Source organism: Streptomyces sp. NPDC029526 (assembly GCF_040637405.1).
GTDB lineage: Bacteria > Actinomycetota > Actinomycetes > Streptomycetales > Streptomycetaceae > Streptomyces.
This window is the reverse complement of sequence record NZ_JBEZWE010000011.1, coordinates 1-16658: the sequence shown is the minus strand read 5'-3', so window position 1 is coordinate 16658 and position 16658 is coordinate 1. Positions and strand designations below refer to the sequence as shown.

Sequence of the window (16658 nt, the reverse complement as noted above, 5' to 3'; positions counted from 1 at the left end):
GGCCAGGCGCTGTCGGCCTGCACCTCACCGCTCGCCTCGGACAGGCCGACCAGGATCCCGGCAGCCATGACGGCGGAGAAGGCGGCACCAAGCACCGAGCGAAGCATTCTGTTACGCATAGTCGGCTTCGTCCTCACTTGAAGGTCCCCTCTTCCCCCGTCGCATACGACGATGGCTCATTCGGGCACGTTATGGCCACAGGACCGATGCATCATGTTCCTGCACGTTCAGGACCCTGGGGGGTGGAGATTTGACAACAAATCAGACCAACGAGACACATCCCCATGCGGTGACCGAGTTGTGTCAGGAAGGGGCACGGCTCTACACCGCTGCACTGCGTGCCGGTCGCATCGCGCGCGCGGACGTCCGGGCGGCCCCCTGCCTCATCGAGTTCGCCCTGCTCCACCCCGACGCGGACGATCCGGACTGGCTGCGCCCCGTCCCGCCGGCCCTGGTGCTGGCCCAGCGCCTCAACCCACTCGAACACGAGATCGCCGAACGGCGGCGCCAGACGCTGCACCTGTCGGAGACCTTCACACCGTTCATGGCACTCAGTGCCCAAGCGGCCGTGCCCAGCGACTCGATCACCGTGCTGGAGGGCGGCCAGCAGATCAACGCGGCACTCAACCTCGCCACGTCCGAGTGCAGGACCGAGATGCTCACGGTCCAGCCCAGCGGCAACCGGGACGAGCGGAGCCTGATCCAGGGCCTGGAACGCGACCGGCCCCTGATCGAACGCGGTGTGCGCATCCGCACCCTGTACCAGCACACCGCCCGGTACAGCCCCGAGAAGCTGGCCTACGCAGAGAAACTCGCCGACGGCAAGGTGGAACACCGGACGATCGACGAACTGGTCGAGCGCCTCATCATCTGCGACGAGACGGTGGCCTTCATTCCCAGCCGCGACGACCAGCAGGTCGCCCTGGAGCTGCGCAACCCCGGCCTCGTGCGCTACCTCCGCAAGGTGTTCGAGTTCATGTGGAGCCGTGCGGTGCCCCTCCGCGTGGGCGCTCCCTACGAGGCCGCCCTCGACGGCATCACCGAGATCCAGCACTCCATCGCCAAGCTGCTGGTGGAGGGCCACGTGGACGAGGCCATCGCACGGCGGCTGGGCATGAACGTCCGTACCTGCCGCGCCCACATAGCCAAGCTGGCCTCCGCTCTCGGCAGCGGCAGCCGGGCCCAGCTCGGCTACCTGATCGCCCGGTCCGGAATCCTCGACCAGGAGGACACGGTCACGTGACGACCGCGCCGCACCCCGAGCACGGTCCGGGCGAGCTCTGCCCGGCCGGTAAGGCCCTGTACGAACGCGCTTTGCGCGAGGGTCACGTGGCGGCCCGGGACACGGCCGCGGCGCCGTGCCTCGTGGACGGCGGCCTGCTGCACCCGGCCGTCGACGACATGCTGCGCCTCCTGCCCGTGGCCCCCGCCGTGGCCCTGCAACGACTGCTGCGTGCCTCCGCCGAGCACCTCGCACGGGTGCGCCGCCAGGAGGAGCGGCTGACCCAGGACTTCGAGCCGCTGCTGCGACTCGGCGGCGGCCGGGCCGCACTCACCGAGCCCCCGGCCGTCCGGGTCCTCAGCGGCACCGCACGGATCAACGAAGCCATCACGGACGCCATGGAGGGGGCGACCCGGGAAGTACTGACCGTGCAGCCGCGCGCCGGGCTGACCGGCCGTCGGGGGGAGGTCGCCGACGTCGTCTCCTTCGCCCGGGACCAGAGCCTGCTCGACCGCGGCGGCCGGATCCGCACGCTGTACCAGACCACCGTCCGCCACTTCCCCGTCGTGACGGCCCGGCACGAGCGACTGCGGGGCGACGTCGAGGTCCGCGCACTGGACGAGGTTATGGACCGCCTCATCCTCATCGACCGGGAAGTCGCCTTCCTCCCCGCCGACAAGGACGGTTCCGTGGCCGTCGAGACCCGTCACCCGGCGATCGTCACCTACCTCTGCACCGCCTTCGACCGGTTCTGGCGCCTGGCCGCGCCCCTGTACCTGAGCCCCTCCGACCTGCGCAGCGTCGACGGCGTCACCCCCCGGCAACGCGCCATCGCCGAACTCCTCACCGAGGGACACACCGACGCCGTCATCGCCGAACGCCTCGGCATGAACATCCGCACCGCCCGCGTCCACATCGCCAAACTGGCCGCGACACTGGGCAGCAGCAGCCGGGCCCAGCTCGGCTACCTCATCGCACGCTCGGGGATCCTCGATCCGCAGCCGTGAGTGGCGACGGGCGGCCCCGTGAACCGTCCAGGCCGGCCTGGGCGATGCGGACCCCCAACTGGGTTCGGCTGACCGCCCCCAAGGTCTCCGAGAGCCGCGCGATGTGGGCGCGGCAGGTCCGCACGCTGATACCGAGACGCTCGGCGATCACCGCGTCCTGGTGACCCTCCGCCAGCAGCGCCGCGATGGACTGCTCACGGTGGGAGATGCCCTCGATGCCGGTGTCGGGCAGCGGCGCGGTCAACGGGATGGCGAGCCGCCACAACCGCTCGAAGACCGTGCCCAGATACTCCACCAGCGCCGGGTGCCGCAGCTCCAACGCCATCGTGCGCTCGGCGTTGGCGGGGATGAAGGCGACCGTGCGGTCGAAGAGGATCAACCGCTCGATCACCTCGTCCAGGGTGCGCGCCTCCACCGCGTCGCCCATCAACTCCAGGTAGGAGAGCAGGCCGTGGCCGTGCCGCGCCACGTGCGTGTACAGGTCCCGCATGCGCACGCCCCGGCCCCGCAGCGCCATCGCCCGGTGCATGCCCTCCGACAGCTCCGCCTCCCGCCGGATGCCGCCGGGCTGCACGGTCAGCACCTCCCGGGTGCACGCCTGGGTCGCCTCGTCCATCGCGGCCTGGATGCGGGCCAGGCCGTCCAGCACCCGGATCGCGGGCCCCTCGGCGGACGGGGAGGCCGGCACGTGGCGGCCCAGGCCGGCGTACCGCTCGAACGCCTCGACGGCCGCCCCGACCCGGCGCCGGCTGGCGTTCACCTCGTCGTACATGCCGCGCAGCAGGCGGGTCATGACCTCCTGCGGCGAGGTCGGCACCAGCCAGTCCATGTCGTCGGGGTCCGGGTGCAGCAGGGCCAGTTCGAGCAGGCACGGCACGGGCTCCGCCTCCCGGCGCGGCACGCGTCCGCGGCGTACGGCACGGGAGTACACCCGGTCCCCGGCCTCGCACAGCCGGTCGGCACCGTGCGGGTGCCCGTCCGTCCCGTGACCGGCCATCGCCCGTCCCACCCCCGGTTGCGCCGCCTTCCGAAGCGCAACTATGCGCGGACGGAGCGTGATCCGCAACACGACTCCTACGGCGTGGAGTTGGGGTACACACCCATCTGCCCGATACGCCCACCTCCAGCGTTGACGCGCCGCAACAAGATGGGGGTGGCGGGCGCGGAGCCGTGCTGCCAGGGTCGGTGACCGGGGGAACGGCCCCGCGCGGGACTGTTCGGTGGTCGAGCGTCCGGACGCGTCGTGCTCGGGGGAGACGACGCGTGACGGGGGAAGGGACGCGCCACTGTGACCAGGTGGGACACCGAGCAGCCCGGCGACCGGGCGGCGGCTCCGGCCGCTCTGCCGCCGCGACCGGACGCGGCCGGACACACCGCTGCCGCTCCCGGTCCGCGACGCCTCACGGACCGGGAACGGCAGTGGCTACGGCTGTTGGGCGAGAGATGCCCACCCGATCCGGGACTCCCCTCTCCGCCGGACGCGCGGACTTCCCCTCATGCCCGTCCGAGCGCGTGCTCTCCGCCGTACGACCGGTCGAGCCAGGACCCCCCGCTCCACGACCGCCCAAGCCAGAACTCCTCGCCTCACAAGCCTCCGAGCCCGGACTCCCCGCTGTAGGGCCCTTGAGCCCGGACCCCCGGCTGTAGAACCCCCGAGCCCGGACTCCCGGCCGCAGGACGCCCCGAGCGCGAACTCTCCGCTGCACGAGCGTCCGAGCGCCGACTTCCCCTCATGCCCGTCCGCGCGCGGACTTCCCCTCATGCCCGTCCGCGCGCGGACTTCCCCCTCATGCCCGTCCGAGCGCGGGCTGCCCCCTCATGACGGCGCGGCCCCGGCCGTCCCCCCGGCCGGGGCCGCGCTGCACGGCTGCGGTTACTTCAGACCGATCGCGTCGCACGCTTCCTTGTACTCGGCGGTGCAGATGTCCGACTTGGTGTAGATGCCGTCGGCGATGACGGTGTCCTTGATGTTCTCCTGCGTCAGCGCGACCACCGGCACCAGCTGGGCCGGGATGTTCTTGTCGGTGGGGCTGTCCACCCGCTCACGGGTCAGCGCGTCGAACTGGATGTCCCGGCCCTGGACCTTCGCCACCGCCATCTCGGCCGCGGCCTCCGCCTCCGCCGGGTAGGACTTGTACACGCTCATGTACTGCTCGCCCGAGATGATCCGCTGCACCCCGGCGAGCTCCGCGTCCTGGCCCGTGATCGGGGGCATCTCGGTCACCCCGGCGGCCTTGAGGGCCTTGATGATGCCGCCGGCCATGCCGTCGTTGGCGGAGTAGACCGCGGCGATGTCGTCCTTGCCGATCGCGTTGATCGCCTCGGCCATGTTGGCCTCGGCGTTCTCCGGCTTCCACTCCTTGGTGTCGTAGGACTTGGCGATCGTCACCTTGCCCTTGAGCTCGGACAGCGCGCCCGCCTTGAACTGCTTGGCGTTGGGGTCCGTCGACGAGCCGTTCATCATCACGATCTTGTCGGTGAGGTCGCCCTCCCCGCCGAGCGACTCCAGCAGGGAACGGCCCTGGACCTCGCCGACCAGCTCGTTGTCGAACGAGATGTAGGCGTCGATCGGGCCCTCGGCCAGCCGGTCGTAGGCGATGACGGGGATGCCCGCCTCCTTCGCCCGCTTGACGTTCTCGGCGATCGCCTTGGAGTCCACCGCGTCGAGCACGATGACGTCGACCTTCTCGTCGATCATCCGCTGCATCTGCCCGGCCTGCTTGTCCGCGCTGGCGTCCGCGTTGGCGTAGTCGACCTTGCCCTCGCCCTGGGTGAGCGCGTCCACCTTCTTCTTGAAGATGGGGTAGTCGAACTGCTCGTACCGGGTGTTGGCCTTCTCCGGGAGCAGCAGACCGACCTTGATGTCGTTGCCCTTGGCCGGACTCGCTTCGTCGCTGGTGCCCGTCGCGTCGAGCATGCCGCAGCCGGCGAGCACGACGGACAACGAGGTGACAGCCACGACGGATATGGCGATGCGACGCATGCGACAGCTCACTTCAGGGTGCGATCGGGACGTGGGCACAACTTTGCGACCCATGTGACTGAAAGCCAACGCTTTGGCCACCACCGCAGTCAAGTGGAACCACTTAACGAGATGGACACATCACGGTCCGCTGAACTCGTAAGGGCCTCGCGAAGGGCCCATGGAGGTTCGCCGGACGGCCCTGCATGCGTCCCGCACAGCCGTGAGCGGAATGCGCGCGGACGGTCGAGAAGGCCCCGTCGGGCCCTTCACACGCACCGGACGAGGGGTCACCGCCGAGCCCCTCACACACGGCGGACGAGGGGTCGCCGTCGAACCCCTCACACACGGCGGACGAGGGGTCGCCGTCGAACCCCTCACACACGGCGGACGACAGGCCGCCACCGAACCCCTCACCACACGGCGGAGCCCGGAGGTCGTCGCGACCTCCGGGCTCCCCACGTGCCGTCACCGGCCGCCGGTGTCAGTCGGCCTGCTGCTGCCGCTTCGGCCGCCACACCACCAGCGCGCTGGTCTGCTGGACCTCCTGGTAGGGCACCAGGTCACGCCGGTAGGAGGCGTGCACCGCCGCCTCCCGCTGACGCATCGCCGCGGCGGCGCCGTCCACGGCGTCCTCCAGCTCGGCCACCCGGGCCTGGAGCGCGGCGACCTGGTTCTCCAGTTCGATGATGCGCTTGATACCGGCCAGGTTGATGCCCTCGGTCTGCGACAACTGCTGCACCTGGCGGAGCAGTTCGATGTCGCGGGCCGAGTAGCGCCGGCCCCGGCCGGCCGTGCGGTCCGGGGACACCAGCCCCAGACGGTCGTACTGACGCAGGGTCTGCGGGTGCAGACCGGAGAGCTGGGCCGCCACCGAGATGACGTAGACCGGAGTGTCCTGGGTCAGTTCATACGGATTGCGTCGACGGCCGTCCATCTGCATCAAGCTCCCTTCGCGGCCTGGAACAGATCCGCCCGCGGATCCTCGTCCGCGGTCGCCTCGCGATACGCCTCCAGCGCGTCGCGAGCCTTCCCCGACAGGTCCTTCGGAACACTCACCTCGACGGTGACCAGCAGATCACCGCGGGTGCCGTCCTTGCGGACCGCGCCCTTGCCCCGCGCCCGCATGGTGCGGCCGTTGGGCGTGCCCGGCGGCAGCTTCAGCGTGACCGGGGGGCCTCCCAGGGTCGGGACCCGGACCTCGCCGCCGAGCGCCGCCTCCGGATAGGTGACCGGCACGGTGACGGTGAGGTTGTCGCCCTTGCGGCCGAACACCGGGTGGCTGCCGACGTGCACGACGACGTACAGGTCGCCCGCCGGACCGCCGCGCTCGCCCGGGGCGCCCTTGCCGCGCAGCCGGATGCGCTGCCCGTCGCTGACGCCCGCGGGGATGCGCACCTGCATGGTCCGCGAGGACTTGGCCCGGCCGCTGCCCTTGCAGACGTCGCAGGGGTGCTCCGCCATCAGCCCGCGGCCCTTGCAGTCGGGGCACGGGTCGGTCAGGGAGAAGCCGCCCCCGCTGCCCCGCGCGACCTGTCCGGTGCCGACGCAGGTCGGGCACACCCGCGGTGTGCCGTTCTTGTCGCCGGTGCCGGAACAGGCCTTGCAGGGCTGCTGGGAGGACATGCGCAGCGGGACCGTCGCGCCCTCGATCGCCTCGGTGAAGCTGAGGGTGACCTCGGACTCGATGTCCTGCCCGCGCCGCGGCTGGGTGCGCGTGGTGCCCGCGCCACCGCGGTTGAACAGGCCGCCGAAGACGTCACCGAGGCCGCCGCCGAAACCGCCGGCCCCGGCCTGGCCGCCGCCCTGGGCGCCCCCGAAGAGGTCACCCAGGTCGAAGTTGAAGTTGCCGCCGCCGCCCGCGCCGGGACCCGGGCGGAACCCGCCGCTGCCGAACAGCGCGCGGGCCTCGTCGTACTCCTTGCGCTTCTTGGGGTCGCCGAGGACGTCGTTCGCCTCGGAGATCTCCTTGAAGCGCTCCTCCGCCTTCGTGTTGCCCTTGTTGGCGTCCGGGTGGAACTCGCGGGCGAGCTTCCGGTACGCCTTCTTGATCTCGGCCTCGGTGGCGTCCTTGGGGACGCCGAGGACCTTGTAGTAGTCCTTCTCGATGAAGTCCTTCGTGCTCATCCCCGACGTCCCTCCTTCCGCGTGCCCTTCGTGACGTCAGCCCTCCTCCGGGCCACCTGTCTCCTTGTCGTCCTCGGCGTCGGCCTGCTGCTCCTCGGCCGGCTTGACCGCCTGCGCGCCCGGCTGGGGCTCGGCCACGGCCACCCGCGCCGGGCGGATGGTGCGTTCGCCGATGCGGTACCCGGGCTGCAGGATCGCCACGCACGTCGTCTCGGTGACGTCCGGGGCGTAGGAGTGCATCAGGGCCTCGTGGATCGTCGGGTCGAAGGGCTCGCCCTCCTTGCCGAACTGCTGCAGCCCCATCTTGGCGAGCGTGCCCTCCAGCGACTCGGCGACGGACTTGAAGCCGCCCACCAGTTCGCCGTGGTCCCGCGCGCGGCCGATGTCGTCCACGACGGGCAGCAGTTCGCCGAGGATGTTCGCGACCGCGGTCTCCTTGACGGCGACCCGGTCCCGCTCGACCCGGCGGCGGTAGTTCTGGTACTCGGCCTGGAGGCGCTGGAGGTCCGCGGTGCGCTCGTTGAGCGCGGTCCGCGCCTGGTCCAGCTGGGCCACCAGGCCCGCGTCCTGACCCGCGTCCCCGACCTGGGCCGACCCCTCCTCGGTGGAGGAGGGAGTGGCGGCGGCCGTCGGCTCGGTGTCGTCGGAGGAGGCGGGAACGTCGGGCTGCTGCGGCTGCTGCTGCTCGTCGAAGCCCGGGGTCTCCTCCGTCACGCCGCACCGTCCTTGCGTTCGTCGTCCACGATCTCGGCATCGACCACATCGTCGTCCGCCTTGGCGTCACCGGCACCCGCACCGGCTCCGGCGGAGGCACCCGCGGCCTGCGCGCCCTGGGCGTCGGCGTACATGGCCTGGCCCAGCTTCTGCGAGACGGCGGCGACCTTCTCGGTGGCGGTGCGGATCTCGGCGGTGTCCTCGCCCTTGAGCTTCTCCTTCAACTCGGCGACGGCGGACTCCACCTCGGTCTTGATCTCGCCGGGCACCTTGTCCGCGTTGTCCGCCAGGAACTTCTCCGTCTGGTAGACGAGCTGCTCGCCCTGGTTGCGGGACTCGGCGGCCTCGCGGCGGGCGTGGTCCTCCTCCGCGTACTTCTCGGCCTCCTGGCGCATCCGGTCGACCTCGTCCTTCGGCAGCGAGGAGCCGCCGGTGACGGTCATCTTCTGCTCCTTGCCGGTGCCGAGGTCCTTCGCCGTGACGTGCATGATGCCGTTGGCGTCGATGTCGAAGGAGACCTCGATCTGCGGGACGCCACGGGGCGCCGGCGGCAGACCGGTCAGCTCGAACATGCCCAGCTTCTTGTTGTACGCGGCGATCTCGCGCTCGCCCTGGTACACCTGGATCTGCACGGACGGCTGGTTGTCCTCGGCCGTCGTAAAGATCTCGGAGCGCTTGGTCGGGATCGTGGTGTTGCGCTCGATCAGCTTGGTCATGATGCCGCCCTTGGTCTCGATACCGAGGGACAGCGGGGTGACGTCGAGCAGCAGGACGTCCTTGACCTCGCCCTTGAGCACACCGGCCTGGAGCGCGGCACCGATCGAGACGACCTCGTCCGGGTTCACACCCTTGTTGGCCTCCTTGCCGCCGGTCATCTCCTTGACGAGCTCGGCGACGGCGGGCATACGGGTGGAGCCACCGACGAGAACGACGTGGTCGATCTCGCTGAGCTGGATGCCGGCGTCCTTGACGACGTTGTTGAACGGCGTCTTGCAGCGCTCCAGCAGGTCCGCGGTCAGCTGCTGGAACTGGGCGCGGGTGAGCTTCTCGTCGAGGTGCAGGGGGCCCTCGGCGGACGCGGTGATGTAGGGCAGGTTGATCGTGGTCTCGGTGGACGAGGACAGCTCGATCTTGGCCTTCTCCGCGGCCTCACGCAGGCGCTGCAGCGCCATCTTGTCCTTGGACAGGTCCACGCCGTGGCCGGACTGGAACTGCTTCACCAGGTAGTCGACGACGCGCTGGTCCCAGTCGTCACCACCGAGGTGGTTGTCGCCGTTCGTCGCCTTGACCTCGACGACACCGTCGCCGATCTCCAGCAGCGAGACGTCGAACGTACCGCCACCGAGGTCGAAGACCAGGATGACCTGCTCGTCCTTGTCCAGGCCGTAGGCCAGGGCGGCGGCCGTCGGCTCGTTGACGATCCGCAGCACGTTCAGACCGGCGATCTCACCGGCCTCCTTGGTGGCCTGGCGCTCGGCGTCGTTGAAGTACGCCGGGACGGTGATGACCGCGTCGGTCACCTTCTCGCCCAGGTACGCCTCGGCGTCCCGCTTCAGCTTCTGCAGCACGAAGGCGCTCATCTGCTGCGGGTTGAAGTCCTTGCCGTCCAGGTTGATCTTCCAGTCGGTGCCCATGTGGCGCTTGACCGACCGGATGGTCCTGTCGACGTTCGTGACCGCCTGACGCTTGGCCACCTCGCCGACCAGCACCTCACCGTTCTTGGCGAAGGCGACGACGGACGGCGTGGTCCTGGCGCCCTCGGCGTTGGTGATGACGGTGGGCTCGCCGCCCTCCAGAACGCTGACGACGGAGTTAGTCGTGCCCAGGTCGATGCCGACCGCACGTGCCATTTCGATTCCTCCAGCTGACTTGAGTGGATCAGACTCAAGCATGCCTGACACGCGGCGAAGAATCAACAGACCTGAGCCGAGAAGACTCAACTCTTATCTGTTCCTTACGCGCAACCGGGGCGGGGCGGAGCCGACATCGGCCTGGCGCCGGGCCGGACGGGCGGGCCCTGTGGACCCGGCGAGCCGGGGGGCCGCCCGGGCTGACGCGAGGGCCGGGCGCCGGAGCACACGCCCGCCTTCAGGACCGGCCAGGCAGCCGAGGCGACCCAGGGCCGTCGGGGCGATCGGGGGCCGAGACCGGGTCCCACGCGCTAGGCGAACCAACACCCGAGCGAGGGAGAGCCGACGGGTGAACCGACAGACGAACCGGCGAACGAGCGGACACCGACAGGCGAACCGATATCGGAACGCGCGCGCGAGGCGGCCTGTCGACCTCCGAAGATAGGTTAGACGGCGATGCCCCTCTTTGCGACGATCTGGCCGCCGGTGCACACCGTGCCATCTGAGGCAACCCTCAGCGACTCAGATCACCCCGCACCCGGCTACAGTGCGGCTGAAGATAGGGGTAGTCTCAGACGGACTGCATAAGTTACCGCTTAGTAATCCCGGGGAAGCCGTAGTGGAGCCCCCGAGGACGACGACCCTCTCCAAACCCCTCGCAGGCCCGAGGAGCCCCCATGCAACTCGCCGCGATCATCGTGTCGCTGGTCCTGACCGTGGTCGGCGTTGCGCTGCTCGCACGCGCGATCGGCCAGTTCGTCCGGTACTTCAGGCTGGGCCAGCCGGTCCCGGCCGGCAGCCGGACCGACAACCCCTACCAGCGCAGCGTGACGCTGGTGAAGGAGTTCCTCGGCCACACCCGCATGAACCGCTGGGGCATCGTCGGTGTCGCCCACTGGTTCGTCGCGATCGGCTTCCTGACGCTGCCGCCCACCCTCGCGCAGGCCTACGGCCAGCTCTTCGAGGCCGACTGGGTGCTCCCGGTCCTCGGCGGCTTCCTGCCGTTCGAGATGTACATCGAGTTCATCGGTGTCATGACGGTGATCGGCATCGCCGTGCTGATGGTGATCCGGCTGCTCAACCTGCCCTCCCGGGCCGGCCGCAAGTCCCGCTTCACGGGCTCCACCGCCTGGCAGGCCTACTTCGTCGAGTACGTCATCCTCACCATCGGCCTCGCGATCTACGTCCTGCGCGGCCTCGAGGGCGCCCTGCACGACGTCGACAGCTACCAGGCCGCGTACTTCGCCTCGTACCCGCTGGTGATGGCCTTCGACGGCCTCTCCGTGGGCGTGCTGCAGAACCTGGTCTACTTCGTCGCCATGATCAAGATCAGCACCTCGCTGATCTGGATGATCACCGTGTCGGTCAACATCGACATGGGTGTGGCCTGGCACCGCTTCCTGGCGTTCCCCAACATCTGGTTCAAGCGCGAGTCCGACGGCGGCACCGCCCTGGGCGCCCTGCAGCCGATGACCTCCGGCGGCAAGCCGATCGACTTCACCGACCCCGGTGACGACGACGTCTTCGGCGTCTCCCAGGTCGAGCAGTTCTCCTGGAAGGGCCTGCTGGACTTCTCCACCTGCACCGAGTGCGGCCGCTGCCAGTCGCAGTGCCCCGCCTGGAACACCGGCAAGCCCCTCTCCCCCAAGCTCCTGATCATGTCGCTGCGCGACCACGCGCACGCCAAGGCCCCCTACCTGCTGGCCGGCGGCGGCAAGACCATGGAGGGCGAGGAGAAGGCGTCCGAGGAGCAGCTGGCCGGCGTGCCCGCCGCGGCCCTCGCCGAGGCCGAGCGCCCGCTGATCGGCACCGCCGAGGAGAACGGCGTCATCGACCCGGACGTCCTGTGGTCCTGCACCACCTGCGGGGCCTGCGTCGAGCAGTGCCCGGTCGACATCGAGCACGTCGACCACATCGTCGACATGCGCCGCTACCAGGTCATGATCGAGTCGGCGTTCCCGTCCGAGGCGGGCACGATGCTCAAGAACCTGGAGAAGAAGGGCAACCCCTGGGGCCTGGCGAAGAAGCAGCGCCTGGAATGGCTCAAGGAGGTCGACTTCGAGGTCCCGGTCGTCGGCAAGGACATCGAGGACCTTTCCGAGGTCGAGTACCTCTACTGGGTCGGTTGCGCCGGCGCCCTGGAGGACCGCGCCAAGAAGACCACCAAGGCCTTCGCCGAGCTGCTGCACATCGCGGGCGTGAAGTTCGCGATCATGGGCGGCGACGAGAAGTGCACCGGTGACTCCGCCCGCCGCCTCGGCAACGAGCCCCTCTTCCAGGAGCTCGGCATGGAGAACGTCATGGCCCTGAACATGGCGTTCGGCGAGGAGATGGACGACGAGGGCAAGGTCACGCCCGAGTCGAAGAAGCCCAAGTCGGCGAAGAAGATCGTCGCCACCTGCCCGCACTGCCTCAACACCCTCGGCAACGAGTACCCGCAGCTCGGCGGCGACTACGAGGTCATCCACCACACCCAGCTGCTCCAGCACCTGGTGGACGAGGGCAAGCTCATCCCGGTCACCCCGGTCGAGGGCCTCATCACCTACCACGACCCGTGCTACCTCGGCCGCCACAACAAGATCTACACGCCCCCGCGCGAGATCATCGGCAAGGTTCCCGGCCTGCGCAACGAGGAGATGCACCGCCACAAGGAGCGCGGCTTCTGCTGCGGCGCCGGCGGCGCCCGGATGTGGATGGAGGAGCGGATCGGCAAGCGCATCAACAACGAGCGCGTCGACGAGGCCCTCGCCCTCAACCCGGACATCGTCTCCACCGCCTGCCCCTTCTGCCTCGTCATGCTCACCGACTCGGTGAACGGCAAGAAGAACGACGGCCAGGCCAAGGAGTCCATCCAGGTCGTCGACGTCTCCCAGCTCCTCCTGGAGTCCGTCAAGACCCCCCTGGACCCCACCGGGGACGCGGAGACCGAGGACGCCCCGGAGCCGGAGCCGGTCAAGTAGACCGAGCGGCCGAGCACCCCACGGCACGCACCCGGATCCTTTGAAGGGCCGCCCGTCTCGGGTGGCCCTTCGGCCTGTGCGGGCGGGGACGGGCGGCCCGGAAGGCGCCGGCCCCGGAAGCCCCCTGCCCGTCCGCCCCGCCCTCTCCCCGTCCGGCCCTTCCCTCCCTCGGCCTCCCTCGGCCTCCCTCGGCCCTCCCTTCCCCTCCCCCGTCCGTCCCTTCCCGCCCGTCCGTCCCTTCCCCTCCGCCGTCCCTCTCCCCGTGCGGGGGCGCCGCTCTCACCGTCCCTCTCTTCATCGGGGCGCACCGCTCTCCCCGGCCCCTCCCCGGCCCTCTCCCCGTCCGGGCGCACGGCTCCCCTCCCGTGCCGCGCGGGCCGTCCGTCGCCCGGAGGAGGACGCCGGGCACGCCCCCTACGCAGGACGGACCCCGGAGCTGACTGCCCCTTAGGGGATGTCACAGCTCGGCCGCAAAGGCCCTCCCGAACACCGGGCCCCGCCACGCCCCGCGCCGGGACCAGGTACGTTCGAAGGCGTGGCTGGATTCAGGATCGGACGCGGCCGGGACAACAACGGCGCTCCTCACGCGCGACCGCAACACCCCCCGTACGGACAGCAGGCACCGCAGGGGCCGTCGTACGGCTACCCGCAGGCTGCCCCGCAGCCTCCGTACCCGCAGCAGCCGTCCCCCGGCGGCAGAGGCGGCGGTGGGGGCGGCAGCCCGTGGCCCGACCCGCACGCGGGACGCCGCGGGTACCCGGGCGGCGCCCCCGGCGGCGGCTACGGCGGACACGGCGAGCCCGAGTACTTCGGCGACGGCGGCCACCCGCACGGCCACGGCCCCCAGGGCGCGTACGACCCGTACGCGGCCAACAACCCCGGTCACACCCAGGCGTTCGCCGTCGGCGACCCGTACCACCAGGGCGACCCCCACCACGGGGGCGCGGCTCCCGGCCCGATCGGCCCCCGCCTGCACTGGAAGGACCTGCTGAAGGGCATCGTCACCGCCCCGAACCGCACGTTCTACCAGATGCGCGACTACGCGATGTGGGGCCCGGCCCTCGTCGTGACCTTCCTCTACGGCCTGCTCGCCGTCTTCGGGTTCGACGGCGCCCGCGAGGAGGCGATCAACGCCACCCTGTCGAGCGCGATCCCGATCGTGCTGATGACGGGCGTGGCGATGGTCCTCAGCTTCTTCATCCTGGGCGTGGTCACCCACACCATGGCGCGCCAGCTCGGCGGCAACGGGGCCTGGCAGCCGACGGTCGGCCTCTCCATGCTGATCACGTCGATCACGGACGCCCCCCGGCTCCTGCTGGCCATGTTCGCCGGCGGTGACGCGACCTTCGTCCAGATCGTCGGCTGGGCCACCTGGGTGGCGGGCGGCGTGCTGCTCACCCTCATGGTCAGCCGCTCCCACGACCTGCCCTGGCCCAAGGCCCTGGGCGCGTCCGCGATCCAGCTGATCGCCCTGCTGTCGCTGATCAAGCTCGGCACCCTGTGACCACCCGCACGGCGGTCAGCGGTCCCACAGCACACACGTGAGGGGCTCCTCCCACCCGGGAGGAGCCCCTCACGCATGCTCATGCCGGGTGCTGCGGCCCGGTCGCGCCCCGCGCCGTGTGGCGCGCGACCCTGCCCTGTGACGCGGGGCCCCTGCCCTGCAACCGGCCCGGGCCTGCTCAGGCCTGCCCGGGCCTGCCCGGCCCGGCCTTCCCGCCCGTCTCCGTCACCCGTCTCCACGCCGCTCTCAGGCGTCGAGCACCTGCCCGTCCCGCTTCACGACCGGCTGCTGAACGCTCCACGGGAAGTTGATCCAGTCATCGGTCCGCTTCCACACGTACTCGCACTTCACCAGCGACTGCGTCTTCTCGTAGATGACGGCGCTGCGCACCTCCGCGACCGCGTCCAGGCAGAAGTCGCGGACCAGCTTCAGCGTCTTGCCGGTGTCGGCGACGTCGTCCGCGATCAGCACCTTCTTGTCGGTGAAGTCGATGGTGTCGGGCACCGGTGCGAGCATGACCGGCATCTCCAGGGTGGTGCCGACCCCGGTGTAGAACTCGACGTTCACGAGGTGGATGTTCTTGCAGTCGAGGGCGTAGGCCAGCCCGCCGGCCACGAAGACACCCCCACGCGCGATGCTGAGCACCACGTCGGGCCGGTAGCCGTCGTCGGCGATGGTCTGCGCGAGCTCGCGCACCGCCACCCCGAACTGCTCGTAGCTCAGGTTCTCCCGCACCTCGCCGCTCTCCGTGCCCGCGTCCACGCCACTCACGCCGCTCACACCTGCGTCCGGTGGAAGTTGAGGAAGGCCCGCGAGGCCGTGGGCCCCCGCTGGTCCTGGTACCGGGACCCGTACCGCTCGCTGCCGTACGGCGCCTCGGCGGGCGAGGTGAGGCGGAACATGCACAGCTGGCCGATCTTCATCCCGGGCCACAGCTTGATCGGCAGCGTGGCCAGGTTGGACAGCTCCAGGGTGACGTGGCCGGAGAACCCGGGGTCGATGAAACCGGCGGTGGAGTGCGTGACGAGGCCGAGCCGCCCGAGCGAGCTCTTGCCCTCCAACCGCGAGGCGAGGTCGTCCGGCAGCGAGATGACCTCGAACGTACTGGCCAGCACGAACTCACCGGGGTGGAGGATGAACGGTTCGTCCCCCTGGGGCTCCACGAGCCGCGTCAGGTCCGGCTGCTCGACGGAGGGGTCGATGTGGGGGTACCGGTGATTCTCGAACACCCGGAAGAAGCGGTCGAGACGCACGTCGATGCTGGACGGCTGCACCATGGATTCGTCGAAGGGATCGATGCGCACCCGCCCGGCGTCGATCTCGGCCCGGAGGTCCTTGTCAGAGAGAAGCACGCACCGAGAATACGCAAGGCGCGCGGACCGGCCACAATCGCCGTCCCACGCGCCCACGCCCCGGCTCTGCCTCGACCGGTTTGTACCGTTCCTACCGCTTCTGCAACGTCACCGGCACGACATTGCGAAGCCGCGCACAGCGCGGACAGCGCAGGAGCCGACCAGGACCGAGCCGCTCGGCCTGCTGCATCGGAAACGAGGCTGCGGTGAACACGTGCCCATCGGCACAGCGGACGACGGTGCGCTCCATCAAGTCCCAGAGTCCCTTCCCCAAGAGGCGCGTCCGGCTTGCTGCCCAGGACGCCAAAAGCCACGTTACGGGATCAAAGGGACCACCCTCCAGGCGGCACTCCGCACCCCCGGCGACGCCTCCCGGCACTCCCCGGCGACACCTCCCCGGCCCCTCCACCGTACGCCCCACCGTGTGCCCACCGCAGCCACATCCATCCCCTGAAACACCATCAGGCCCCCGGGGCTCGAACACCGGGGGCCTTGCATGGGGTACAGTGAGCAAGCGTCCGGACACCGGTCGGTTCGACGGGGTTCGGCGGCTTACGCGGGTGTAGTTTAATGGTAGAACATCAGCTTCCCAAGCTGAGAGCGCGAGTTCGATTCTCGTCACCCGCTCCACATGAAACCCCCTGGTCCGAGACCCGGGGGTTCTTTGTTGTCTAGACCATTTCCAGGGCTCCGTGCCCTCTGCGTGCCCTTAGTGCAGGCCAGCCGCTCCCTCCAGGGGCCCTCGGGAGCAGTTTGGATCGACGAAACACCAGACCTTCTCGAATAGCGAGACGGTATTTCGGTGACCCGGGTCACAAGATGGGCAAATGGTGGATTAGTCGCCGAAGCAAAGGGCCTCGCCCTCGCTAGGAGTTGTCGTCAAATGTCACGCCCACATCAGCAGCGATGCGAGGGTGACGGCTGCTTGGTAGGACTCGGCGGTCTTGTCGTAGCGGGTGG

The 16658-nt window shown here is 69.9% G+C and carries 12 protein-coding genes and 1 tRNA gene; 5 read left to right on the top strand and 8 right to left on the bottom strand.

All coding sequences use genetic code 11. The annotated features are described in order from the left end of the window. Positions 1–250: 250 nt before the first annotated feature. Positions 251–1243 (top strand): helix-turn-helix transcriptional regulator, encoded by a 993-nt coding sequence (locus AB0F01_RS21910; RefSeq protein ID WP_362098248.1) that lies wholly within the window; start codon positions 251–253, stop codon positions 1241–1243. Next, the gene (locus AB0F01_RS21905) at positions 1240–2229 is read left to right on the top strand and encodes a LuxR C-terminal-related transcriptional regulator (RefSeq protein ID WP_362098245.1); all 990 of its coding nucleotides are present in this window, start codon (positions 1240–1242) and stop codon (positions 2227–2229) included. Before AB0F01_RS21910 ends, AB0F01_RS21905 begins: the two co-directional genes overlap by 4 nt. Here AB0F01_RS21905 and AB0F01_RS21900 read toward each other — a convergent pair. From AB0F01_RS21900 to dnaK, 6 genes are all read right to left on the bottom strand, one after another. Next, entirely contained in the window at positions 2192–3226 is a 1035-nt protein-coding gene (locus AB0F01_RS21900) for a LuxR C-terminal-related transcriptional regulator (protein ID WP_362098243.1), read from the bottom strand. The genes AB0F01_RS21905 and AB0F01_RS21900 overlap by 38 nt on opposite strands. Positions 3227–4102: 876 nt before the next feature. Next, a complete protein-coding gene (locus AB0F01_RS21895) occupies positions 4103–5212 on the bottom strand; it encodes a substrate-binding domain-containing protein (RefSeq protein ID WP_362098240.1) in 1110 nt (369 codons plus the stop codon). 463 nt (positions 5213–5675) lie between these two features. Then, the gene (locus tag AB0F01_RS21890) at positions 5676–6128 is read right to left on the bottom strand and encodes a helix-turn-helix domain-containing protein (RefSeq protein WP_164345840.1); all 453 of its coding nucleotides are present in this window, start codon (positions 6126–6128) and stop codon (positions 5676–5678) included. Positions 6129–6133: 5 nt separating this feature from the next. Continuing rightward, positions 6134–7318, bottom strand: a complete 1185-nt coding sequence (dnaJ, locus tag AB0F01_RS21885) for a molecular chaperone DnaJ (RefSeq protein ID WP_362098237.1) — start codon at positions 7316–7318, stop codon at positions 6134–6136. Between the two features lie 36 nt (positions 7319–7354). After that, complete coding sequence (gene grpE / locus AB0F01_RS21880) at positions 7355–8032, bottom strand: nucleotide exchange factor GrpE (protein ID WP_362098235.1); 678 nt, start codon at positions 8030–8032, stop codon at positions 7355–7357. Next, positions 8029–9882, bottom strand: coding sequence for a molecular chaperone DnaK (gene dnaK / locus AB0F01_RS21875; RefSeq protein ID WP_362098233.1), 1854 nt, complete (start codon positions 9880–9882; stop codon positions 8029–8031). The genes grpE and dnaK overlap by 4 nt, the downstream gene beginning before the upstream one ends. Before the next feature lie 677 nt (positions 9883–10559). Between dnaK and AB0F01_RS21870 the strand changes: the two genes are divergently transcribed. Both AB0F01_RS21870 and AB0F01_RS21865 read left to right on the top strand, forming a co-directional pair. Then, positions 10560–12842, top strand: a complete 2283-nt coding sequence (locus tag AB0F01_RS21870) for a heterodisulfide reductase-related iron-sulfur binding cluster (RefSeq protein ID WP_362098230.1) — start codon at positions 10560–10562, stop codon at positions 12840–12842. A 454-nt stretch (positions 12843–13296) separates the two neighbouring features. Further along, a complete protein-coding gene (locus AB0F01_RS21865; protein ID WP_362098226.1) occupies positions 13297–14346 on the top strand; it encodes a Yip1 family protein in 1050 nt (349 codons plus the stop codon). A 246-nt stretch (positions 14347–14592) separates the two neighbouring features. Here AB0F01_RS21865 and AB0F01_RS21860 read toward each other — a convergent pair whose 3' ends face one another. Both AB0F01_RS21860 and dcd read right to left on the bottom strand, forming a co-directional pair. Beyond that, positions 14593–15081 carry a phosphoribosyltransferase gene (locus AB0F01_RS21860; protein ID WP_362098647.1) on the bottom strand — a complete coding sequence of 163 codons (489 nt, stop codon included), beginning with the start codon at positions 15079–15081 and terminating at the stop codon, positions 14593–14595. 41 nt (positions 15082–15122) lie between these two features. Then, on the bottom strand, positions 15123–15698 hold the full coding sequence (gene dcd, locus AB0F01_RS21855) for a dCTP deaminase (RefSeq protein ID WP_362098223.1): 576 nt from the start codon (positions 15696–15698) through the stop codon (positions 15123–15125). Between the two features lie 556 nt (positions 15699–16254). Here dcd and AB0F01_RS21850 point away from each other — a divergent pair. After that, positions 16255–16328, top strand: a tRNA-Gly gene (locus AB0F01_RS21850). The last annotated feature ends 330 nt before the right edge of the window (positions 16329–16658 follow it).

Excerpts from the sequence above, each read along its gene's own strand:
- AB0F01_RS21895 (WP_362098240.1), bottom strand. The coding sequence starts at position 5,212 with ATGCGTCGCATCGCCATATCCGTCGTGGCTGTCACCTCGTTGTCCGTC.
- AB0F01_RS21900 (WP_362098243.1), bottom strand. The coding sequence starts at position 3,226 with ATGGCCGGTCACGGGACGGACGGGCACCCGCACGGTGCCGACCGGCTG.
- dnaK (WP_362098233.1), bottom strand. The coding sequence starts at position 9,882 with ATGGCACGTGCGGTCGGCATCGACCTGGGCACGACTAACTCCGTCGTC.
- AB0F01_RS21890 (WP_164345840.1), bottom strand. The coding sequence starts at position 6,128 with ATGGACGGCCGTCGACGCAATCCGTATGAACTGACCCAGGACACTCCG.
- dnaJ (WP_362098237.1), bottom strand. The coding sequence starts at position 7,318 with ATGAGCACGAAGGACTTCATCGAGAAGGACTACTACAAGGTCCTCGGC.
- AB0F01_RS21870 (WP_362098230.1), top strand. The coding sequence starts at position 10,560 with ATGCAACTCGCCGCGATCATCGTGTCGCTGGTCCTGACCGTGGTCGGC.
- AB0F01_RS21865 (WP_362098226.1), top strand. The coding sequence starts at position 13,297 with ATGTCACAGCTCGGCCGCAAAGGCCCTCCCGAACACCGGGCCCCGCCA.